General features: G+C 60.4%; 18 protein-coding genes and 1 pseudogene. 8 read left to right on the forward strand and 11 right to left on the reverse strand.

Features of this window, described 5'->3' with window-relative positions; genetic code table 11:
* Positions 1-63 precede the first annotated feature (63 nt).
* From T3A99_RS20410 to T3A99_RS20425, 4 genes are all read right to left on the reverse strand, one after another.
* Entirely contained in the window at positions 64-690 is a 627-nt protein-coding gene (locus tag T3A99_RS20410) for an antibiotic biosynthesis monooxygenase (RefSeq protein WP_047229367.1), read from the reverse strand.
* The gene (locus T3A99_RS20415) at positions 683-1,096 is read right to left on the reverse strand and encodes a DoxX family protein (protein WP_139050656.1); all 414 of its coding nucleotides are present in this window, start codon (positions 1,094-1,096) and stop codon (positions 683-685) included. The genes T3A99_RS20410 and T3A99_RS20415 overlap by 8 nt, the downstream gene beginning before the upstream one ends.
* Positions 1,093-2,040, reverse strand: a complete 948-nt coding sequence (locus T3A99_RS20420) for a LysR family transcriptional regulator (protein ID WP_047229365.1) — start codon at positions 2,038-2,040, stop codon at positions 1,093-1,095. Before T3A99_RS20420 ends, T3A99_RS20415 begins: the two co-directional genes overlap by 4 nt.
* Before the next feature lie 132 nt (positions 2,041-2,172).
* On the reverse strand, positions 2,173-2,994 hold the full coding sequence (locus T3A99_RS20425; RefSeq protein ID WP_047229364.1) for an alpha/beta fold hydrolase: 822 nt from the start codon (positions 2,992-2,994) through the stop codon (positions 2,173-2,175).
* A gap of 380 nt (positions 2,995-3,374) precedes the next feature.
* On the opposite strand from T3A99_RS20425, the gene T3A99_RS20430 reads away from it, so the two are divergent.
* Positions 3,375-6,185 (forward strand): ATP-binding protein, encoded by a 2,811-nt coding sequence (locus T3A99_RS20430; protein WP_322834738.1) that lies wholly within the window; start codon positions 3,375-3,377, stop codon positions 6,183-6,185.
* Here the strand turns inward: T3A99_RS20430 and T3A99_RS20435 are convergent.
* Together T3A99_RS20435 and T3A99_RS20440 are read right to left on the reverse strand one after the other, a co-directional pair.
* On the reverse strand, positions 6,132-7,610 hold the full coding sequence (locus T3A99_RS20435; RefSeq protein ID WP_305468090.1) for an ATP-binding protein: 1,479 nt from the start codon (positions 7,608-7,610) through the stop codon (positions 6,132-6,134). The genes T3A99_RS20430 and T3A99_RS20435 overlap by 54 nt on opposite strands.
* Positions 7,611-7,793: 183 nt before the next feature.
* Positions 7,794-8,744 (reverse strand): GlxA family transcriptional regulator, encoded by a 951-nt coding sequence (locus T3A99_RS20440; protein WP_047229361.1) that lies wholly within the window; start codon positions 8,742-8,744, stop codon positions 7,794-7,796.
* 320 nt (positions 8,745-9,064) lie between these two features.
* Here T3A99_RS20440 and T3A99_RS20445 point away from each other — a divergent pair, with 320 nt between their 5' ends.
* Complete coding sequence (locus tag T3A99_RS20445; protein ID WP_322834739.1) at positions 9,065-9,787, forward strand: pirin family protein; 723 nt, start codon at positions 9,065-9,067, stop codon at positions 9,785-9,787.
* A gap of 32 nt (positions 9,788-9,819) precedes the next feature.
* Here T3A99_RS20445 and T3A99_RS20450 read toward each other — a convergent pair whose 3' ends face one another.
* Positions 9,820-10,860 carry a GlxA family transcriptional regulator gene (locus tag T3A99_RS20450; RefSeq protein ID WP_047229359.1) on the reverse strand — a complete coding sequence of 347 codons (1,041 nt, stop codon included), beginning with the start codon at positions 10,858-10,860 and terminating at the stop codon, positions 9,820-9,822.
* 279 nt (positions 10,861-11,139) lie between these two features.
* Here T3A99_RS20450 and T3A99_RS27970 point away from each other — a divergent pair.
* Positions 11,140-12,222, forward strand: a pseudogene (locus tag T3A99_RS27970) (cache domain-containing protein); the annotation flags it as partial.
* A gap of 93 nt (positions 12,223-12,315) precedes the next feature.
* Positions 12,316-13,083: a methyl-accepting chemotaxis protein gene (locus T3A99_RS27975; protein WP_372241386.1), complete on the forward strand. Its 768-nt coding sequence runs from the start codon at positions 12,316-12,318 to the stop codon at positions 13,081-13,083.
* 134 nt (positions 13,084-13,217) lie between these two features.
* On the opposite strand, the gene T3A99_RS20460 is transcribed toward T3A99_RS27975, so the two are convergent.
* Positions 13,218-14,120 carry a glycine betaine ABC transporter substrate-binding protein gene (locus T3A99_RS20460; protein WP_076385501.1) on the reverse strand — a complete coding sequence of 301 codons (903 nt, stop codon included), beginning with the start codon at positions 14,118-14,120 and terminating at the stop codon, positions 13,218-13,220.
* Between the two features lie 359 nt (positions 14,121-14,479).
* Between T3A99_RS20460 and T3A99_RS20465 the strand changes: the two genes are divergently transcribed.
* Complete coding sequence (locus T3A99_RS20465; RefSeq protein ID WP_107322864.1) at positions 14,480-16,516, forward strand: NADH:flavin oxidoreductase; 2,037 nt, start codon at positions 14,480-14,482, stop codon at positions 16,514-16,516.
* 283 nt (positions 16,517-16,799) lie between these two features.
* Here T3A99_RS20465 and T3A99_RS20470 read toward each other — a convergent pair whose 3' ends face one another.
* Together T3A99_RS20470 and T3A99_RS20475 are read right to left on the reverse strand one after the other, a co-directional pair.
* Entirely contained in the window at positions 16,800-17,585 is a 786-nt protein-coding gene (locus T3A99_RS20470) for a pyrroline-5-carboxylate reductase family protein (protein ID WP_107322865.1), read from the reverse strand.
* Positions 17,575-18,279 carry a TetR/AcrR family transcriptional regulator gene (locus T3A99_RS20475; protein ID WP_107322866.1) on the reverse strand — a complete coding sequence of 235 codons (705 nt, stop codon included), beginning with the start codon at positions 18,277-18,279 and terminating at the stop codon, positions 17,575-17,577. Before T3A99_RS20475 ends, T3A99_RS20470 begins: the two co-directional genes overlap by 11 nt.
* A 226-nt stretch (positions 18,280-18,505) precedes the next feature.
* Here T3A99_RS20475 and T3A99_RS20480 point away from each other — a divergent pair, with 226 nt between their 5' ends.
* From T3A99_RS20480 to T3A99_RS20490, 3 genes are all read left to right on the forward strand, one after another.
* The gene (locus tag T3A99_RS20480; protein ID WP_322834740.1) at positions 18,506-19,177 is read left to right on the forward strand and encodes a class I SAM-dependent methyltransferase; all 672 of its coding nucleotides are present in this window, start codon (positions 18,506-18,508) and stop codon (positions 19,175-19,177) included.
* Positions 19,178-19,307: 130 nt separating this feature from the next.
* Positions 19,308-19,571 carry a hypothetical protein gene (locus tag T3A99_RS20485; RefSeq protein WP_047229356.1) on the forward strand — a complete coding sequence of 88 codons (264 nt, stop codon included), beginning with the start codon at positions 19,308-19,310 and terminating at the stop codon, positions 19,569-19,571.
* A gap of 377 nt (positions 19,572-19,948) precedes the next feature.
* Positions 19,949-21,526 carry a lactate dehydrogenase gene (locus T3A99_RS20490; RefSeq protein ID WP_322834741.1) on the forward strand — a complete coding sequence of 526 codons (1,578 nt, stop codon included), beginning with the start codon at positions 19,949-19,951 and terminating at the stop codon, positions 21,524-21,526.
* On the opposite strand, the gene T3A99_RS20495 is transcribed toward T3A99_RS20490, so the two are convergent.
* Complete coding sequence (locus T3A99_RS20495; RefSeq protein ID WP_322834742.1) at positions 21,471-22,577, reverse strand: AAA family ATPase; 1,107 nt, start codon at positions 22,575-22,577, stop codon at positions 21,471-21,473. The genes T3A99_RS20490 and T3A99_RS20495 overlap by 56 nt on opposite strands.
* Positions 22,578-22,579: the final 2 nt, after the last annotated feature.

The raw sequence follows: 22,579 nt of genomic DNA on the forward strand, positions 1-22,579 counted from the left end.
TAGATCCCCTCGCCACAACCCCCCCTCGCCACCACAGTGTTTGTCACAACAGCTCGGCGCTGCTTAGGGCTCCAGGTGTTCGTGGGTTTGAGAGGCTTCTAGCCACGGCGCGAACAGGCGGGTGGCCAGCGGCATGCACACGTACACCACCGACAGCACGATGGTCAGGGTGATCAGGAATGTGGCGACTACGTAGTTGGAAAGAAATGCGTGAAGTTGCAGCACAGGCCCCCAGATCAGCGGTACCAGCAAGGTGTGGGGCAGGATGACCAACAGCGTCACCACCGCCTGTTTCCAGCGTGGCGGAGGAATGGCGGCATCGGCCAGCGGGGCGAACCAGAACTCCTTGTGGGGGGCGACTTCGGTCTGGTCGCCATCAGCCAGCAGCGGCGCGGCCTCTTCCACCAGCTCGCGGCGCTGGGGCGAGTCCAGCCAGCGTTGCATCGCCTCGGTGGAGCAGAAACGCAGCACGCAGGTAAACAGCGACAGCCCGCCCAGCTTGCCCCGCACCACATCCACACCCAAGTGCCCAGGCCACTGACCAGCCACCCGCACGGTGCGGCGCAACCAGGCCTCATAAGCCGCGTCCTGGCCGGACTTGATCCGATGCTTGATCACCAGGGTGACGATTTCGTCGAAGCCGGGTTTTGCAGGGCCGCTGGTGGATTCAACGGTTTGAGGTTCAGACATGACGTAGCACTCCAACAAAACGCGTGTTCATCGCCAGGCGCCCAGGCCCGGCAATCAACACGCTGGTAAATACAATCAGCAGCAGCCAGCCGAACTGCCCTTCTTCCAGGGTCCACTGCGGGTGTACCACCACAAGTGCGACGGCCAGCAGAAACAGGATGGGCACGCACGCCAGACGCACGAGGACCCCGGCCATGATCAACAGGGGGCAAAGCACTTCGGCGAAAATCGCCAGCATCAGGGTGGGCGCGGCGCCCAGGTGAAACGGATCCTCGATGCGCGTCAGCTCAACGCTGTAATGCAACAGCTTGGGCAGCCCGTGGACCCACAGTAAAAACAGCCCACCGCTCAGGCGCAGAAACAGCAAACCCAGATCCTGCAGGGAACGTTCGTGCACATTGCTCATCGCTGTACTCCATCCAGATCCGCATAGGCGGCGGCCGGTAACGATTGAGACATGTGGGTGGCAATGCGCGAGCGCAGCCAGCGCTCGGCCGGATCGTTGTCATGCACACCGCTCCAAACCATCGACAACTCGGCGGCATTGATCTGGAACGGCGGATCCTCCGCGCGCAACGCGCAGCCTTCCACCAGCGCGCAGGCGGCGTAGTCAGGCACGGTGGCGATCAGTTCGGTGCCTGCCAGCAAGGCTCGCAGACCGCTGAACTGCGGCACCGCCAACACCACTTTGCGCGTTCGACCAATGCGGGCCAGGTCCAGGTCGATATTGCCGCTCAGGTCGCCCGAAAACGAAACCATGGCATGGGGCCGCGCGCAGTATTCGTCCAGGGTCAGCGGCCCAGGGCGCTGGTCGCCGCGCAAGACCTTGCAGGGAATGTCGCGCAACTTCTTGCGCTTGGCATTGGCCGGCAGGTCGGTGGTGTAACTCACGCCGACGCTGATTTCACCACTGGCCAGCAGCGAAGACATCAGCAGAAAATTGGCCCGGCGCACCACCACAATGATGCCGGGTGCTTCTTCGCGCAGTTGACTGAGCAAGGGTGGAAACAGGCCGAATTCGGCATCGTCGGACAAACCGATGCGGAATACGTCGCAACTGGTGGATGGATCGAAAGCCTTGGCCCGGCTGACCGCGCCCGAGATCGTGTCCATGGCCGGCTGCAGTTCCTGCAGGATCGCCAGGGCCCGCGGCGTCGGCTCCATGCCGCGACCGTTGCGGATCAGCAGCGGATCGTCAAACAGATCCCGCAGCCGTCCCAGTGCAGCGCTTACCGCCGGCTGGCCCATGAACAGCTTTTCGGCGACCCGGGTCAGGTTCTTCTCGAACATCAGCGCCTCGAAGATCACCAGCAGGTTCATGTCGAGGCGGCGTAAATCATTGCGGTTCATGGGTGTTGTTCCTGTTGAATACCGGTCCTGTGGGAGCGAGCCTGCTCGCGAATGTGGTAACACAGTCGACATAAGTGCCAGCTGACCCACCGCTTTCGCGAGCAGGCTCGCTCCCACAGGCTTGCGGCTTGGTCAACCCTGGATAAACGCCAGCAGGTCCGCGTTCAGGCGGTCCTTGTGGGTATCGGTCAGGCCATGCGGCGCGCCGGGGTAGATCAGCAGCTGCGAGTTCTTGAGCAACTTGGCGGCGGCGATACCGGCGGTTTCGATGGGGACCACCTGATCATCATCGCCATGCACCACCAGGGTCGGCACATCGATATTGCGCAGATCTTCGGACAGATCCGTCTCCGAGAACGCCTTGATGCAGTCGTAGGTGTTCTTGTGACCGGCGAGCATGCCCTGCATCCAGAACCAGTCGATCATGCCCTGGGAGACCTTGGCGCCCGGCCGGTTGGCACCGAAGAACGAACTGGCCACATCTTTGTATAGCTGAGATCGGTCAGCCAGGGAGGCCTGGCGGAAACCGTCGAACACCTGCACGGGCAAGCCACCCGGGTTGGCCGGGGTCTTGAGCATCAACGGGGTCACCGCCGAAATCAGCCCGAGTTTGGCGACGCGGGCGGCACCATGACGACCCATGTAGCGGGCGACTTCGCCACCGCCGGTGGAGAAGCCCAGCAACACCGCTTCCTTGAGGTCCAACCGCTCGATCAGCTCGGCCAGGTCATCGGCATAGGTGTCCATGTCGTTGCCGTCCCAAGGCTGGCTGGAGCGCCCGTGCCCGCGGCGGTCATGGGCGATCACGCGGTAACCGTTGGACGCCAGGAACATCATCTGCGCCTCCCAACTGTCCGAGTTCAACGGCCAGCCGTGGCTGAAGACCACTGGTTGACCACTGCCCCAATCCTTGTAGTAAATCTCGGTGCCGTCGCGGGTGATGAAGGTGCTCATGACGTGACTCCTTGAGGTGGGTGGATTGCTCAATGGTCCGGTCAGAGGGGGCATTTGCGTGAGTTAAACGTTGTTAATTTTTTGGAACCGGCGTGTTAAGCCGCGATGAAGACGGCTTTTTTGTGGCGAGGGGATTTATCCCCGCTGGACTGCAAAGCAGTCCCGAGACTGACACCTGGGTGTGTCAGATTCATGGGGGATTGGGCTTTTGGGGCCGCTTCGCGACCCAGCGGGGATAAATCCCCTCGCCACAAGGTTCTAGCAACCAGAGGGTTGTGTGTTTGCCAGTGAGAAGGCCCTTCACCGTTGCGCTTGAAACAAAACCTGAGGAATATGCTCGGGAAAAGCCCCTGCACCGGGACCAGAACATTGAGAGCAACATGAGCCAATACCTCAACCTGCCTGTCGAACAGACGGTGCATTTCGGCCCCTACCGCGTCCATCCTCGCCAGCGGCTGGTGCTGGAGGCCGGGCAGCCGTTGCGCCTGGGACGCCGGGCAGTGGAGATCCTGCTGGTATTGCTCGAACACGCTGGAAACGTGGTGAGCAAGCACGAACTGATGGCCCGTGTCTGGCCCAAGAGCGTGGTGGAAGACACCAACCTGCGGGTGCACGTGGCGGCGCTGCGCAAGGCCCTGGGAGACGGCCAGTCCGGGCAGCGTTACATCATCACTGTGGCGCAGCGCGGTTACAGTTTCGTCGCACCGGTGTCCCTGGAGCCGGTCGAGCAACTGGCGCGCATCCCGCACCCTTCCCTGGCCCACAACCTGCCGCCGCGCCGCACCCGGCTGATCGGACGCCAGGGCCTGGTGGAAAACCTGGTGGCCCAGCTGCCGAGAAAACGTTTCATCACCCTGGTGGGGGCCGGCGGGATCGGCAAGACCACCGTCGCCTTGCGTGTCGCTGAGCGGTTGATCGGTCACTACCGCGACGGTGCCTACCTGCTGGACCTGGCGTCGCTCAACGATCCGTGCATGATTGCCCCAAACCTGTGTGCGCTGCTGGACCTGCCACTGCATGAAGGCGACCCGCTGGATGCCATCACCCGGCGACTCAAAGAGCGACACCTGCTGCTGGTCATCGATAACTGCGAGCACCTGATCGATGCCATCGCCCAGCTCAGTGAAACCCTGCTGCGCGGTGCGCCTCACTTGCACATCCTGGCCACCAGCCGCGAAGGTCTGCGGGCCGAAGGCGAGCACGTGCAGCATCTGGATTCCCTGGCGTTCCCCCCCCGGGAGATGCCCATCAAGGGGTATCCGGCCCTGGAGTTCCCGGCGCTGCAGTTGTTCGCCGAACGGGCAATGGCCAGTCATGACAGCTTCGAGCTGACGGATCAGGACATACCGCTGGTGGTCGACATCTGCCGTCGGCTGGACGGTATCCCCCTGGCCATCGAACTGGCCGCCGGTCAGATCGGGGTATTCGGACTGGAGGCACTTCACCGGCAACTGCAAGACAGCGTCGCCCTGCTCCACAACGACACCAACGTCGCCGCACCACGCCAGCAAACCCTGCGGGCCACGCTGGACTGGAGTTTTGCGCTGCTTACCGACTGCGAGCAAACCTGCCTGCGACGGCTGGCGGTGTTCATGGGCAGCTTCAATCTGGCGTCGGCCGCAGCGGTGATCGTGGGTCAACATATCGCGCCGGACCAGGTGCTGATGTCGGTCAGCCAGCTGGTCGCCAAATCGCTGCTCAACGTCGAGGTCGGCGATGAAGAGGTGCGTTATCGCCTGCTGGACACGACCCGCAGCTATGCCCTGGAAAAACTGACTGAAGCCGGGGAACTGGCTGCCAGCCACCAGCGTCACGCCGAGCGCTGCCTGACGCTGATGGAGCATGCCGAAAAAGACTGGGAAACGACCCCCACGCGGCAGTGGATCGCCCGCTACGCCCTCTATCGCGACGACATCCGTGCCGCGCTCGACCGGGGGCTGGGCCCGCAGGGGTCGCACGCGGTAGCGATCCGCCTGACTGCCCGCACCCTGCCCCTCTGGCAGGAGTTGTCGCTGCTCAGGGAGCACGGGCTTTACGTGAGCAAGGCGCGGGCGTTATTGCGCCACAGCCCCGTGCCGTGCCCACGACTGACCCTGGCCCTGGAACTGGCCCATGCCAGTTTCAATTACCATACTCAAGGCGGCACGCCTGCCACTGTCGAAGCCTTCATCACGGCCCGGGGCCTGGCGCAACAATGCCAGGACCTGGCTGGCGAGCTGCGAGCCGTGTCGGGGCTCATGACCGTCAACCTCAGCTGCGGCAACTACCAAGAGGCGCTGGAGCAAAGCCTGGATTTCGACCGACTGGGCATGCACGGCGACCCGACCCTGTCCTTGAGCACCCAACGCCTGCGGGTGCTGGCGCAGCATTTCACCGGCGACCAGACGGCCGCCCGGCGTGATGCCGAACAAGTGATCCAGCGCCTGGCCCAGAGCGGCCACCTCAGCCGTTTCTCCCACGGCTTCGGCGTGCAATACGATCAGAGCGTGGCGGCACTGACCGTGCTGGCGCGCATTCTCTGGCTGCAAGGCTTTGCCGAAAAAGCCCGGCGCACCGCCGATCTTGCGCTGCAGATTGCCTTGCAGATCAACCACGGCATCTCGATCTGCTACACCCTGGCGCTGAGCGGTTGTGTGATTGCGCACTACAACGGCGATCATTCACGCGCCCGGGAAAGGCTCGAACTGTTGAAGCACCAGGCGAAAAAACATTCGGTCATGCTGTTCCATGACTGGGCCAGCCACTATGCCCGCGCTTTCGATGACGAAACCCTGGAAGCGAGTTCGACCAACGCCGGACTGATCCAGGACATCGTTGTCACCCTGCGCATCGATTGCGTCAACCAGGCACAGGTCGAACGCGCCCGCAACGGTGCGGCAGGCTGGTGTTCGGCGGAGATCCTGCGGGCCGATGCCGAAGCCCTGCTGGCGCAAAACGACCCCACCCTTGAGCGCTGCGCCGAAGAGCAACTGCTGAGCGCCCTGACGGTGGCCCGGCGGCAAAATGCCTTGGCTTGGGAATTGCGCAGCGCCATGTCCCTGGCCCGGCTGTGGCAACGCCGGGGCATGGACCGTGCCGCCCAGGATCTGCTCGGGCCGGTCTATCGTCGTTTCAGCGAAGGGTTCGACACCCCCGACCTACAGCAAGCTGGCGCGCTCCTGCAAAAACTGGCCCGACGGCTGGGGCCTTGAACGACGCACCTCCCAAGCTTCTTGCAACGCGTGGCGCCGACTGAAAACAGCCCACTGACCACTGCGGCGCAATTTTTCCAGGGCATAGGCGCGCGTGGTGTGGAGCAAGTGGAACCGAACCCCGTCCACGCGCTGCTCGACCATGACCAGCGATTGGTTCGCCAGCCGTGACAGCAGACCAGGCAATTGCCCGGCTTCCAGCTCGGCACAACTGATGACGGCCAGCGCAGCCTTGAGCGTAAACGGCCCATCGAACACGGCCAGACGCTGGAACACCGCTTGCTCATCGTCACTCAAACGCTCGAAACTCCAATCCAGCATGGCCTCCAGGCTTCGATGGCGCGCCACAGCCGTGCGGCGCCCATGGTTCAAGAGTGACAGCCCACAATCCAACTGTTCCAAGACCCCCGCCACGCCCAACACACCCACCTGGGCCGCTGCCAGTTCCAGCGCCAGCGGTAACCCGTCCAGGCGTTGGCATATCTGGACAATCACCGCCAGCTCGCGGTCATTGGGCTCGAAACCCTGCTGCCGGGCAGCGACCTGATCGATCAACAACTGCACCGCCGGACACGCCAATATCTGGTGCGCCGGCTCACGGGGCGAGGCCACTGTCAGCCCCAGCAGTTGTACGACGCGCTCATCCGTCAGATTCAAGGGCTCGCGGCTGCTGAACAACAGCGAGACCTGCGGAGCCGATGCGCCCAACGCCCGGGCCAGGTCCCGGCAGGCGTCGAGCAGATGGTCGCCGCCATCGAGCACCAGCAAAACCCGCCAGGATTTCAGTTGCTGGCCCAAGGCGCCATGTCCCAGGCCCAGGGTGCGGGAAACCTGCCTCGTCACCTGCGACGGGTCGCTGATGGCGGACAGGTCCACAAACCAGGCACCGTGGTCAAAGTGTTCCAACAACAGTTCGGCCACCCGCAGCACCACGGTGGTCTTGCCGACCCCACCCGGTCCGGTCACGGTGGTCAGGCGCTGACGGGGCACCTCGCTGAGCAACCGGCCCAGCACTTTGTCGCGACCGATCACCGGGCTCAGGCGCGCGGGCAGGTTGTGGCGCTCGATCGGCTGCTCGACGTCAGCATCCACGACCACGGGCGCGGCAAAGCAATAGCCCTGCCGGGGATGATTGAGGATGTAGCGCGCCCCCTGCGCCGCGTCACCGAAAGCCCGCCGCAGAGCCGCGATGTGCACCCGCAGGTTGATGTCTTCCACCACGCTGTCAGGCCAGACGCGCGCGATAAGCGCTTGCTTGCTGACGAAGTGACCGGCGTTCTCCAGCAACACTTGAAGAATGTCCAGGGCGCGACCGCCCAATACCAGGGGCTCGCCGTCACGCGTGACAAGTCGCTGCTGGCGATAAAAGCTAAACGGGCCGAAGCACACCGCCGGCTCGGTGTCGGGTCTGGCGAAACTGTTCATGGGCGATCCAGCGCCGGATAACCATCGCGGGCATGACACTACGGCGATCCGAACGCGTCTGCCCTGGCTCCTGCGCATCCTTTCCAGAGGGTTCGCGGTTATCTTGGCAGCCATCGCCCAGAGGACAATGCTGGCACAGGGCGCATCACGGACATTGCGGTGCCCTGGACGGACACCGACGGCTCAACTGAACTGCTGGCGGTATTGCACGGGGGTCAGGCCAAGCTTTTCGCTGAACAGCGAGCGCATGTGCCGCACACTGCCGAAGCCGCTGCGAAACGCCACGGTCTTGAGGGGCAAATCCGTGGATTCCAGCAACTGGCGGGCGCGGTCGATGCGCGCACCTTGCAGGAACTCCATGGGCGTCATCTTCACTTCGCGAACGAACATCCGGGCGAAATGGCGCGAACTCATGGCGGCGATCGCGGCCATGCGTTCGATGGTGAACGGTTCCTCCAGGTGCTCCATCACATGATGCTGCACCCGGGTAATGGCAGACTCTTGAGCCGCCACCGCCGCCACCAGCGGGCTGAACTGCGCCTGGCCGCCCTGGCGCTTCATCACCACCAGCAACACCTTGGCCACATCCAGCGCGACTTTACGACCGTGGTCCTGAGCGACGATGGACAACGCCAGGTCGATGCCGGCGGTCACACCACCGGAGGTAAACAAGCGTCGATCCTGCAGGAAGATTTTGTCGGTCTCCACCCGTGCCTTGGGGAAACGCTGAATCAGGCGTTCGGTGTAGTGCCAATGGGTGGTGACGCGGTAGCCGTCAAGCAGCCCCGCCTCTCCCAGCACAAATACGCCGGTGCAAATGGAGCCGTAGCGCGTGGCCCGCGGCGCTGCCGCGCGCAACCAGGTATGCAATCCCGGATGCTGGTCGTTATAGGCGCCCGGGCCACCCGGCACCAGCAACACGTCATAGGCCGCCCAAGCCTGGTCGATGTGGATATCGGCCTGTACCGCCACGCCATTGGACGCTCGCAACGCGCCGCGCTCGGTTCCCAGGGTCAGCAATTGATAACGAAGATCGGGTTCAAGGTAACGATTGGCGATGGAAAACACTTCAAGAGGCCCGGCCATGTCGAGCAATAAAAAATCCGGGAACAGCACCATTGCAACGGTTTTCATCGAAAATACGCCAAAATATTCAGGACCTGCAGATGCCACTTGTGGGAGCGAGCCAGCTCACGATAGCGCACTGGCAACCAACAAAGGGCCAAGCTGAAGCGGCTCTACGCACGCAGGTTCGCTCCCACAGGGTTGTGTAGCCTGCAAAACCAACATTATGTCGAAGCCACGTGCCTGCGGGTAGGCACTGCTTATTGTCCACTTAGAACGGACAGTATTTCGTTTTCCACCTGCTTATTGAACAATTCAATAACCATTAACCTTCTTCTGAACCTGGCGAACGCCCAACGCCGCCGCCCATACACATCAGGAGAGCTACCATGCTGACCCTTCGCAAAGCTTCAGACCGCGGCATAGCCCGCCACGGCTGGCTGACCTCGTTCCATACCTTTTCCTTTGCCAGCTACCGCAACGTCAATGAACAAGGCTTCTCCGACCTGCTGGTCATCAACGACGACCGGGTCGCAGCGGCCAAGGGCTTCGGCCAGCATCCTCATCGGGACATGGAGATTTTTTCCTATGTACTTGAAGGCGCGCTGGAGCATAAGGACACCTTGGGTACCGGCTCCGTCATTCGCCCCGGTGATGTGCAACTGATGAGCGCCGGCAGCGGCGTGGCCCATAGCGAGTTCAACCACAGCGCCGAGGAGCTGGTGCACTTCCTGCAAATCTGGATCGTGCCCAACGTCAATGGCGCCACACCGCGCTATCAACAGGAGCACTTCAGCGCCGAACAGAAACGGGGTCGCCTGCAATTGATCATTTCCCCGGACGGCGCCAACGGCTCGCTCCAGGTGCGCCAGGACGCACGGGTCTATGCCGGGCTGTTCGACGGCAAGGAAAACGCCACCCTGACATTGGCGCCTGATCGTTATGCCTACGTGCATGTAGCCCGCGGCAGTGTCGAGCTCAATGGGGTGCCGTTACAGGAAGGTGACGGTGTACGGGTGCGCGAGGAACAGCTGCTGACGTTGAGCAACGGTCAGGGTGCCGAGGTCCTGGTATTTGACCTGCGGCCACAGGAATTGCCGCAGATGCCCTGAGGGCGGCCCCTGTCCGAACAGGTCGCGTGCTATTACCGAACGCCCTGTTTTCGCTCAAACGTCGAACGATAACTGCCGGGCGGAACGCCGAAGAAATCCCGAAAACGACGCTGAAAGTGCGGCGAGCTGACAAAGCCCGTCGCCACGGCGATTTCTGTGACGGATCGATTGGTCTGCTGGATAAGTTGGCGCGCACGGGTCAGGCGCAGTTCCAGGTAATAACGTGTCGGGGTTGCGCCGAGGAAACTGCAGAAGCGCCGTTCCAACTGCCGCTTGGAAATCTTCACGCATGCCGCCAGCTCATCGATGGTCAACGGCTCCTCGATGTTTTGCCACATCAACTCCAACGCCAGCTTGAGACTTTCTGGCAGCGTCGGATCGGTTTCGACGAAGACCGGCGGCAGATCCGACGCGTCGCCCGACTCATCACACCGCAGGATCTCCTCGATCGCCCCCACCAGCGCTTCGCCTCCCGTCTGGCGGATCAACTGAAGCATCATGCGTAGCGAGCTGTTGGCACCTGCGCAACTGACCCGCTGCCGGTCCACCACATAAGCGCGGCTGGAAACTTTCACATGGGGAAAAACCTCCGCCATCATGGCGCGACTTTCCGGGTGAACCGCGCACTCGAAACCATCGAGCAAACTGGCATCGGCGACGAAAAAAACGCCGTTCCACAACCCGCCCAGTATTGAACCGGACGCGGCGTTGGCGCGCAGCTTGCGTCGCAGCAGCGGCATGCCCTGCAACTTCACGCGAAAGCCACCGGCGACGATCAGGACGTCCTGGTTTTCCGGCAACTGCGCCAACTCGATATCGGCCGAGATGACGATCCCCAGGTCACTGGTCACCTGACTCCCCGAGGCCCCAACCGTCAGCACCTCATACAGAGGCCTGTCGCTCATCAGGTTGGCCGTCACCAGCGCATCCACCGCACCGGTAAAGGACATCATCGAGAAGTTGTCCATCAATACGAACGCGACACGAACCGGAGCCTGGTCAGCACCTGAGGATCCGAGCGGCCGGTAAGCCATGTTTTTGTTTTTAAGTACGCTCTCGAATGCGCTTGGCATAGGGCCTCGTCAATACATGAAGGCATCAGGACTTGCATCACGCTCGCGCTTTAAGCAGCAGAGCAATTGGCACATCTTCCAGATTAACCACGACGGCTGCAATCGACTCGCGACAGCGCAGGGTCATCGCCCCCTCCTCGACCTCAAGTACCTTCGATTCTGGTCGATATCGTGTAGGTACGCATGGGCGCTTCCCCCGTTCCAGAAACTCGCAACGCGCACCGCTACTGTTTCCTGTTTCCGCCGTTTCAACACCTATAAATATCCGCGGGAGAAGTCATGAATATCAAACAGAAGCTGACATGGGCGTTCGCGGCCATCGCCTGCCTGCCAGTTATCCTGGTGGCGGTGCTGGTCGTGTTGAACCTGCGCGACGCCGCACAAACCAACTTCCTGGACAGCAGCGGCCGTGAAATCCGCCAGATCGACAACGGCATGAAGCAGTTCTTCGATGGCATCAGCCAGAACGTCGAGTTCTTCGCCAAGGACCCACGGATTATCGCGGCCAAGGATCTGAAAAATTATTCCGGTGCCGACGCCGCACAAATTCCGCTGCCTGAGAACAACAAACAGCTGCTGGACATATTCGACAGATTCGCCAAAAGCCATCCGACCACCGCCTATCTTTCTCTGGGGCTGGCCGACGGCGGTTACGCCAGCTGGCCTGACGACCCCAAAATTTCCAACTACGACCCCCGCGTACGCCCCTGGTACAAGGCCGCCATCGCTTCACCGGGCACCACCGTGCGCACAGACGCCTATTACTGGGCACCGGACGACGTGTCGCTGATCGGCATCGTCCATACGGTCTCCGACGCCGCCGGCAAGCTGGTGGGTGTGGTGGGCCTGGACGTGTCGCTCAAGCAACTGACCGAACTGGTCAAGAACATCAAGCTGGGCGACAGCGGTTACCTGATGCTGGTCGAAGCCAATGGCAACGTCCTGGTCGATCCCAGCGATGCCAAGCACAACTTCAAGCCCATGGCAGAAATTGGCCCCAACTATGCCGAACTGGCCAAAAGCGGTGATGGCGTGACTCAGATCGAGATCGATGGCGTGCCCTACATGGCCAACGTCGTCAGTTCCAAAGGCCTGGGCTGGCGCTTCATCGGCCTGATCAAACGCGACGAAGTCATGGCCGAAGCCGCGAGCCTGACCTGGTTGATCGCCATCATCGCCGCCGCGCTGGCAGTGGTGTTCGCCATCGTCGGCGCCAGTTTCGCCAGCGTGATCGTGCGACCGATTCGCGGTGTCGCCAATGGCCTGCAGGAAATCGCCGAAGGTGAAGGCGACCTCACCCGCAAGCTCTCGGTGCAAGGCAAGGACGAAACCGCCACCCTGGCCAGTTGGTTCAACCAGTTCCTGGGCATGATCGCCCAACTGGTGCAGCGCATCGGCAGCGCCTCCTCCGACCTGCAAAGCGCCGCCGCCGATACCAGCGAAGTGGCGCAAAACATGAACGAAGCCGCCGGACGTCAACGCCAGGCCGTTGAACTGGTAAGCACCGCGTTCAACGAAATGGTCGCCACCGCCAATGAGGTCGCCCGCTCTTGCAGCCAGGCGGCCTCCAGCGCGGACGAAGGTTATCGCGACGTGCACGACGGCCAGCATCACATCGGCGAAGCCACGGGTAGTGTGCTGAAACTGAGCGAGGATCTGCAAAAGTCGACCCAGACCATGCAGGCGCTGGAGCAGGACAGCAAGAACATCAACACCATCCTCGACACCATTCGCTCGATTGCCGAACAGACCAACCTGCTGGCCCTCAACGCCGCCATCGAGGCCGCGCGGGCCGGCGATCAAGGTCGTGGGTTCGCCGTGGTGGCCGATGAAGTCCGCGCCCTGGCCCGGCGTACCGCCGACTCCACCGGCGAGATCGACAGCCTGCTGGGCAACCTCGCGCGCCGGACCCAGGAAGTCACCCTGCAGATGCAAGGCAGTCTGCAGGGCTCCAAAACCAGCGTTGAACGCATCCAGCAGGCCCGCGACAGCTTCGACAAGATCCGTATCTCGGTGGACTCGATTCGCGACCAGAACACCCAGATCGCCACGGCGGCCGAGGAACAGCACCAGGTGGCCGAGGACATCAACCGGCACATCTCGCAAATCCATACCGATGCACAACTGGTGGAAGAATATGCCCACTCGGCGCAGACGGGCTCGGGGCGCTTGACGGATATTTCCGGGCAGCTCAAAGGATTGGTGGGGCGGTTCAAGTTCTAGTTGTAGAGCCTGAGACAGCCCCCCAAATGTGGGAGCGAGCCTGCTCGCGATGGCGGTGGCTCAGCTTGCATTGATGTTGAATGTGCTGACGCTATCGCGAGCAGGCTCGCTCCCACACTTGCTGTGTCACCGAGTCATTGCGGCCCTGTTGTCACCGATGCGGTTTGCCCGCCAAACATGGCCTCGAAGCGCGGTTTGTTGGCTGCGTAGTACTCGGCGACCACCTTGTCTGCCGAACTGTCCCGCGCCGCCGCCATCAATCTCTCAAGGTCAGCTTGAGGAATATTGAAGTGAGTGAAGAAGCGGGCGACGTCGGGATACTCCGCGCTAAAACCTTTGCGGGCCACCGCGTGAATCTGCTCTGCGCCCCCAAAAATCTTCTTGGGATCATCCAGATAGCGCAGCGACCATTTGGAGAACATCCAATGCGGGCTCCAGGCGTTGACCAAAGACCATTTGTCACGCTTGAGGTTACGATCCAACTCACTCAACATCCCGGATTCGGACGAAGCAACCATTTTGTAGCCATCGAGTTTGTATAGCTCAATGGCTTTTTCTGTCAGCTTGTATTGGCCGTTGCCCACTTCTGAAGTGAGGATTTTGCCGCCGAGCTTTTCCCGCACATCTGGTTTGTTGAGATCCTCGATGCTGGCGATCTCACTGGCGGCAATGGAAGTTGGCACCGCCATACCGATCCGACCTTCATACAACACGCCAAGGTCTTCGAGCTTGTCGCTGTACTTGTCATAGAAGGCTTTGTGAGTGCTCGGCAGCCAGACCATCGGGATCAGGTCGATATTACCGTTAGCCAGCGCCTGGAACTGAATGCCGATATCGGCCAGCACCAGTTTGACCGGTTGCTTGAGGTGGTCTTGCAGGGCGGTGCTTGCCAGCTTTACAGCGATTTCCGTATCCGACCAATTCACCCATCCAATGCGCACAGGCGCAGGCTCCTCGGCATGGGCAAGCAAGCTGCAAAAGACCATACACAGGCCTGCAAGCCAGCCGCTAAAAGTCTTACTGGATAACGTAACCATAGTGCCTCTCCGCGTTCTGTGTGAGTTGTTGTTGGCAGGACAGCAGAAGCAATCACCTTCACTCATGAGCGCAAAAGCGCCCTCATCTTCAGGCGGTTTTGATCTCTACGTTCACGTTGGGGTCAATGGCGCCGTTCACTGCGGCAGACATTTTCAGTGCCTCTAGCCCTCTTGAGCCCAAGCCTGGAGTCCCTCACCCCGAGCAAGCCAAATCACCTCGCTGCGAGCCGATCTTAATCCTGGCATTTTGACGGCGCAAGAAAAATGTACACCACTGTCTGAATCATTGACACACATGAACATCCAACTTACCGTTATGTCAAAACCACGCCTGACGTTCTGCTCCGGAGCGCAACACCATGTCCAGCGACCCCTTGCTGCAGCCTTACAAGATCAAACACCTGACACTCAGAAACCGGATCATGACCACCTCCCATGAGCCCGCTTACCCCGTCGATGGCATGCCGAAGGACCTGTACCGGGCGTATCACGTTGAACGGGCAAAGGCCGGCGTGGCGTTGACCATGACCGCAGGTTCCGCTGCCGTTTCCCGTGACAGCCCGCCGGTGTTCAACAACGTGCTGGCGTACAAGGATGAGGTGGTCAAATGGATGAAGGACCTGACCGACGAGTGCCATGAACATGGCGCCGCGGTGATGATTCAACTGACCCACCTGGGACGGCGTACACGCTGGGACAAGGCCGACTGGCTCCCGGTCGTATCGCCCTCTCATCGCCGCGAAGCGTCCCACCGGGCCTTTCCGAAGAAACTGGAAGACTGGGACATCGACCGGATCATTGAGGACTACGTGGATGCCGCCGAACGCATGAAGGCCGCAGGCCTTGATGGATTGGAGTTACAGGCGTACGGGCACCTCATGGATCAATTCTGGTCGCCGCTGACCAACGACCTCGACGGCCCCTACGGCGGCTCGCTGGAAAACCGCTTGCGCTTCACTTTTGATGTGCTGCGTGGCATCCGCCAGCGCTGCGGCGAGGACTTCCTGCTGGGAGTGCGCTACACCGGCGATGAAAACCTGCCGGGCGGCTTCGGTGCCAAAGACGGCATCCAGATTTCCCACATGCTCAAGGACAGCGGGCTGGTGGATTTTCTCAACGTCGTTCGCGGTCACATCGATACCGATGCGGGCCTCACCGATGTGATTCCGATCCAAGGCATGCGTAACTCGCCGCACCTGGATTTTGCCGGCGAAATCCGCTCGGCCACCGGTTTCCCGACGTTCCATGCGGCCAAGATCCCGGACGTGGCCACGGCACGCCACGCCATCGCCTCGGGCAAGGTGGACATGATCGGCATGACGCGGGCGCACATGACCGATCCACACATCGTGCGCAAAATTATCGAAAAACGCGAAGAAGACATCCGCCCCTGCGTCGGCGCCAACTACTGCCTGGACCGTATCTATCAGGGTGGCGCCGCGTATTGCATCCACAACGCCGCCACCGGGCGCGAAACCACCATGCCCCACGAGATCCCCAAGGCACCCACCAAGCGCAAGGTGGTGGTGATCGGTACCGGCCCGGCGGGCCTGGAGGCAGCGCGGGTCGCCGGCGAGCGCGGCCACGACGTCACGGTGTTCGAGGTGGCTGACCAACCCGGCGGCCAGATCCGCTTGACCGCGCAGAGCGAACGGCGTCGCGAGATGATCAGCATCATCGATTGGCGCATGGCGCAATGCGAACGCTTGGGCGTGAAGTTCCATTTCAACACTTGGGCCGAAGCCGAGACCGTCATCGCCGAGGAACCGGACGTGGTGATCGTCGCCACAGGCGGCTTGCCGCACACCGAGGTGCTCAAGCAGGGCAATGAACTGGTGGTGTCGACCTGGGACATCATTTCCGGCGACGTCAAGCCTGGCAAGAACGTGCTGATCTTCGACGACGCCGGCGACCACGCGGCGCTACAGGCTGCCGAAATCATCGCCAACAGCGGCGCACAACTGGAGATCGTCACGCCGGACCGGTCGTTTGCGCCGGAGGTGATGGCGATGAACCTGGTGCCTTACATGCGCAGCCTGCAGGACCTGAACGTCACCTTCACGGTCACCTATCGCGTCGACTCCGTAGAGACGCGCGACGGTCAGCTGGTGGCCAGCTTCGGCAGCGATTATGGCCAAGTGCACAAGCAGCGCGTGGTCGATCAGGTGGTGATCAACCACGGCACCCTGCCCCTGGACGATCTGTACTTCGACCTGCGCCCGCATTCGAGCAACAACGGTGCGGTTGAACAGCACGATCTGATCGCCGGGAAAACCCAAAATATCGTGACCAACCCCGAGGGTCGTTTCCAACTGTTCCGGATCGGCGACGCGGTGTCGGCACGTAATACCCACGCCGCTATCTACGATGCACTGCGGCTGGTGAAAGACGTCTGAAGGTCATGCCCCTGACCCCATGAGTCAGGGGCATTTTTGAGACTTAACATTGACTTTCACCCCGTGCGAGCCTGCTGGCGATAGCGGTGGTTCAGCTACATGGATGCCGGATGTGCTGTTGTCATCGCGAGCCGGCTCGCTCCCACAGGGGGTCTGTGTTGGACATGAATTTTAGATCGACTGAAGATTGAATGTGGGAGTGAGCCTGCTCGCGATACGGTGGTAACTGCTACCCCAGCAACCGATACACACACGAGCCCCGATCGCGCAGGGGCTGCGTTTTTCAGGTTTGAAGCCCCTGACGAGCAACCGCTGCACCTGCCTGCAACGCCCTGCCCACCTGCTCCTCGAAGTGCCCATCGATCATCGCTTGCAAGGCGGCAGCCGTCACCCCACGGTAGGCCACCAGGGCGTCGATCATGTGTTGGGCATCGTGACTGGCCAACAACTGGCTGCTGCTTACCACCACATTTTTCGCGGCGAGTTGAGCGATGTCGCAAGGAATGCCGGCAGCCATCGCCTGATTGGCCAGCGTCGTCATCAACAAAGCAGGGAAAGCCGGGCCCGTACCCGAGAGCGCCGAGAGGTAATCGATGAAGTCTTCTTGCTGCACCTCTGCCGCCGTGCCTACACACTCGAACAAGCGCTGCACGAGGCTTTTCGTCGTTGCCGCTACCTCTGCAAAGCAATACCAAGGCGTAAAGGACTGCCCGATCTCCACCGCCGCATTGGGCATCGCCCGCACCACTGCCGCAGCCGAGGTCTGTGCAGCAATTGTCTGTGCGCCAATCCCAGCCATCAGGGAAATAACGATTTTACCCGTCGCGTTGATGTTCAGGCTGGCGAAATGCTCGGGGCGAACGGCGATGATCACGACGTCGCTGCGATCCACCAGGTCCTGGTTGTCCGCGACCAGGCAAGCACCTTGCTGAGCCAACGGGTGGTTTCCTGAACGATTGGAAATGACCAGGTTTGCCGCCGACAACAGTCCCTTCGCCAGCACCGCCTTGGCAATCGACCCGCCCAGCCAGCCGGTACCGCCAATGATCCCCACGGTCTCATTGATCATCGGTGCTGCCTTCGAAAGTGTCGGTCAAGGGAACAAAGATCCCAGGCTCCTTTTCGGCATAGCCGAACTTCCCATAGAAGCGATCCAGCTCGCGCTGCTTGGGGACTTTGCCGGTGAAAATACTCACGTAATGCGGAATGCGCTGGAAGCGCACAGTGATCAGCTCACTCGTATTCATGGTGATATAGCCGATCTGCGTCAGATAAATCGTTCGGGCCCGGGTATCAGCGCCTTGGCTGTCATAACCGAAGCGCTTGAACATGCTCGCCAGAGCATTCATCCGCTGCTCGTCTACGGCAGCGACCTCTTGAGCCACTTCAGCGGACTGTAGCGCCCAACTGCGCACGGCAAACTCGAACTGCGAGTCGAACAACTGCGGGTTGAGCCAGCACTCGAACACATTCAGGATCGCCTCGGAAATGCTTTCGGCATAACTTTCGCTTTGCCTGATCAAGCCCCCGGTATTGGTCTCCCGCCACCGAGACAACAAAGCCGCCAGCAACTGCTCGCGGTCCTCGAAGAACCAGTAGAAGCTGGTGCGTGACAAGCCCAGGCGCTTGGCCAGCGGCATGACCCGAACAGCATCGATGCCCGACTCCTTCAGAGCCTCGTAGGCCGCTTCCAGCCACCCCTCCGGCGAACCCCGCCAGCCTGCGTCTTGAGCCTTGCCACGTGCTTTCCCTAACTGGGACATCCCATGCCTCCTTCAAAATACATAAACCAATGTACCTCTACGACCCTAAAATGTACATGTGAGTACATTTTGTTGACATGAACAGACATATGTCTTGAAGTCGACCATCAGCCTTATCGCCATCGTTTCTCGGTCACACGAATTGCCTGAGCGGTATCTCTGGCAGGCAAAGCCTCCATTAGCATTTGTCCTATCCTTGCATTAACCACCCACCCGGAGAGTCGAAATGCCCACCTGCGAATCCGCCCTCCTCCAAAGCTGGCACCACAACGCCCAATCCTGGATCGAAGCCATCCGCACCGGCACCCTCGAAAGCCGTCTCAAGGTCACCAACCAGGCCATCATACTGGCGGTGCTAGGCCGTCAACCCGAGCGTGTGCTCGACCTGGGTTGCGGTGAGGGCTGGTTGTTGCGTGCCCTGACTGAACGAGGTATCGAGGTGGTGGGTGTAGATGGCGATGCGACGCTGGTTGAGGCCGCGCGGGCCGCCGGTTCTTCGCGGGTATATTTGGCCAGCTACGAAGAGCTGGCGCAGGCCAAGGTGGACATCGGCAGCGACTACAACGTGATCTGCGCCAACTTCGCTCTGCTGCATCAAGACATCGTCCCTTTGCTCGCAGCCATGAACGCCCTGCTCGCCCCTGGCGGTACGCTGGTGATTCAGACGCTGCACCCGTGGGTCATGGCAGCGGACGACTACCAGGATGGTTGGCGGGAAGAGACTTTCACCGGTTTCAAGGGACAGTGGCAACCCATGCCGTGGTACTTGCGAACCTTGTCCAGTTGGCTCAACGCACTGGACATGGCCGGCTTTCGTCTCGCCGGCCTACAGGAGCCACAGCACCCGCAAAGTGCGATGCCGCAGTCGTTACTGTTAGTAGCCGAGCGGCGAGACTAAGGGCGTTTGCTACGGGGCAGACTTCAACCGCACGCCACTCATCAATAAACCTCAACAACACAAAAAAACTGCCGATACCCAAGGTAAGACCCCAGTGACTGGGTTTCAGGATTGAACGGCGGATCAGGTAATGACAGAGATTTATCTGCTGATAGCACACGGCACGGATCAGGGCGAAGCGTACGTCCTGGGTTGGTTCGATGACAGGACCAAAGCCAGGGAAGTGGCCGAGCAGAAAGAATGGGAAGCCTACCGGGCGAGCCTGAAGGCGGAGCATCCATGGTCAACCCACAAACCCCTGGCGCCGGACCAGACCGACTATCGGCGCTACTGGATCAAGACCGTTTCGAAGTTTGATCAGGTGCCTGTTCCGAGGTCTTGGGCGGTTCATTGATCACTGCGGGTGAAATTCAACGAAACGAGCGTTGTCGAGGGTGGTCTAGAAAATTAAGCCCATCCGATGAGAGCATCATTATGTTGAAATTTCTTGGCGGCACCGTAGGTATCATTTTCATAATCGGCCTGATCGTGGTCATCGCCCTGTTCAAGCTGGTCTTCTGACGGCGACAGTGTCGACCACAAGCCTGGGAACGCCGTTTCTCAAGGCGTGAAAAAAGCCCAATCTCTTCAGATTGGGCTGAACCGCTCCGGGAATTCGCTAACGGGCAAATGCATAATAGCTCTTTGCCATTTATTTCACCCAGCCCGCTTTCAATCGGGTGGTGTATTCACTACATTGAGTGTAACTCTGCTCTGTTGACACGGACTGTCATGACTACCCTATCCTCGATCACTTCCGCCATTCCCCTCCAGACTCGCTCCGCTGTCGCGGCATCGCCTGCAACAGCGATAGACAGTGCTGATGTCTTCCCGGCTCGACCGTCGGCAATCGTCAGCCTGGGCAGCCCGGTGGTCGATGTTGAATCACAGACCTATACCCGCCTCGGGCAACTGCCTGGCCAGGAGAATGTTCGTGTTTGGGAAAAGGAAGGTCAGGACGCTATCACCAACATCATGGGAACCAACCCCAGATCGCTGTCGATAGCCAACCGCTTTCACCGCCTGGGTGCGGTCTTGGTGGAGCAGTTCGCCAAGAATGGTTCGAGCATTTCCCAGTCAGTGCTCCATACCACCACGGACAGGGCTTACGACGTCGCCGGGATAAAATCCGAACAGACGCTGCTGCACAATAAAGCCGACAACCTGATCAGTCTCAGCATCAAGACCGCCAGCGGCAAGACGGTCACCTTCAGCCTGACAAGCCAGGACGATGGTCTTGGCGTCCAGGCGACGGTGAATGGTGGCCCGCTGAGCGAGGAGGAACTCAAGGCGATTGGCGCTCTGAGCAGTGCCTTTCAGGCGGCTGTCGACGGGTTGACCGCCGAGCCGCCCAAGCTCGACCTGGGCAAGCTGACGCAGTTTGACTCCAGCGTATTGGCATCCATTGACCTGAACGCCAAACTGAAGGGTGTGGACGGTGAAGATCTGACCCTCGCCTTTAGCGCCGACAACCAACGCCGCACCACGCAAATGAGCGGTCCGGAGGGCAAACTGAACCTGAGCGTTGACCTGAAGAACAGCGCAATCCTGGGCGATGCCAAGCAACAGGCCAACGCACTGAACAGCTACCTTGCCCAGTTTGACCGAGTGCAGGAGCGTGGCAACGCCAAGGCGGCCCTGATGGAGATGTTCAAGGATGCGTTCAGCGCCATGAACAGCCACTACCCACAGGGCACTACCCTACCTGACCGATTGACCCGTAATGCGGCGGACAAAGGCCTATTGACCGGACTGGCAGACTTCGAGGCGTCCATCACTCAGACTAACAAGGCGTCCAACCCGATGCACCTGTCTGAACTCGATAGCTTTGCCTATACCCTCTCGCAAAAGACTGTCGTCGCAGGCTCCATCATGCGTGACCGCAAGATCGATCAAACCCAGCAATCGAGTCTATCGGCCAGCTTTCACAAAAGCCTGAAGGGCGGGAAAGCACCTGCGCTGGGCAAAGATTACGAATCGCAGAACTATCTCTACGTACAAGTGAATGACAAGGCCAGCAGCTCGGCCAGCCTCGCCTACAAGGATGGCCGACTGACCAAAGCCTCCGTCACGCAACACGCCAGCCAGGACACACGGACACAGAAGTACGTCACGGGCAAACTGATTGAAGAGACCGTGGTGCCGAAGGAAGCTTCAGCCAGCCGCAGTCACTTGGTATTGCTGGAGTACGCCGCCAAGGAGAGCAAGAAATCCAAGGATGCGCAGGAGCAATCCTTACTCAAGGAAGCACTGGCTACCCTCCACAGTTCGGTGATGTTGCAGGAAAATCCTTTGGCGTTGATGCGTTGAACACAGTGCTTTGCGCTGGAACAACCGTGAGCCGGTTTGATTCGACCGTCGCAGTCATCTGCATTGCCTGCGGATGAGCCAGCATACACTCAGCGATCGCAGGCTCCAGCTCAACCCGCACTCGCCTTGTCAGAGCCCGAGCACCAAAGCGTGGGTCATGCTTTCGGCACAGCCAGTCGCTTGCCGCAACGTCCAGGACCAGCGTACGACGATGCTGACCGAGACGTTGGTTGAGTTTGTTCAGTTCGATCTGCAACAACGCTTCCAGCCATTGGGTTTCGATGCGCTGGAAAACCAGGATGCGATCAATACGGTTTAGAAATTCCGGTTCGAACCACGCGTGCAGCGCTTGCTCCAACATAGCCTGCTCACCTTGTGGGGCGATGCCGAGCCAGCGCCGCCAGCCGCGTGAAAAACGTTCCCTGTAGGTGGTCGCTTGCCGGGCTCCAATGTTGCTGGTCATGAAGATCAGGCTATTGCGAAAATCCAGCGTTCGGCTACCGCCCGCCAAGGTCAGTTGGCCGTTCTCAAGAATGCCCAACAAGCTGCGCACCACTTCCTTGCTGGCCTTTTCCAGTTCATCGAACAGCACGATGCCTGGGCGACTGTAGGTACCTTGAATCAATTTGCTATTGAACAGACTGACGCCCTCTTTACTCCCCACATAACCAGGTGGCGCTCCGGTGAGCGCCGCCGAGTAATGCTCCTGGGCCAGGGTGTGCATGTCGATGCGACAAAAAGCATCGGAGCGACCGTGTATGGCCAGTGCCAGCAGACGGACGATTTCGGTCTTGCCGACACCGGTCGGCCCCATGAACAGGTTCACCGTCAACGGCCTCTCACGTTCACCAATATCGACCTTAACCACGTTTAGCAACGCCTCGACCGCGCTCATGGCTTGTTCCTGGCCGACAATTCGACTGCGCAACAACGCCATGACCTGAGCGGGATTGAAGACGAAGCGTGAGGTCAACAAATCTGCTGCCGGTGATGCGTTGGTCAGGCTAGGCTGTGGGTGGTTTGGGTCGATGCGATCATTCACGAAAGGCATGG

This window comes from Pseudomonas sp. N-137, assembly GCF_034555295.1.
GTDB classification, from domain to species: Bacteria; Pseudomonadota; Gammaproteobacteria; order Pseudomonadales; family Pseudomonadaceae; genus Aquipseudomonas; species Aquipseudomonas rhizophila.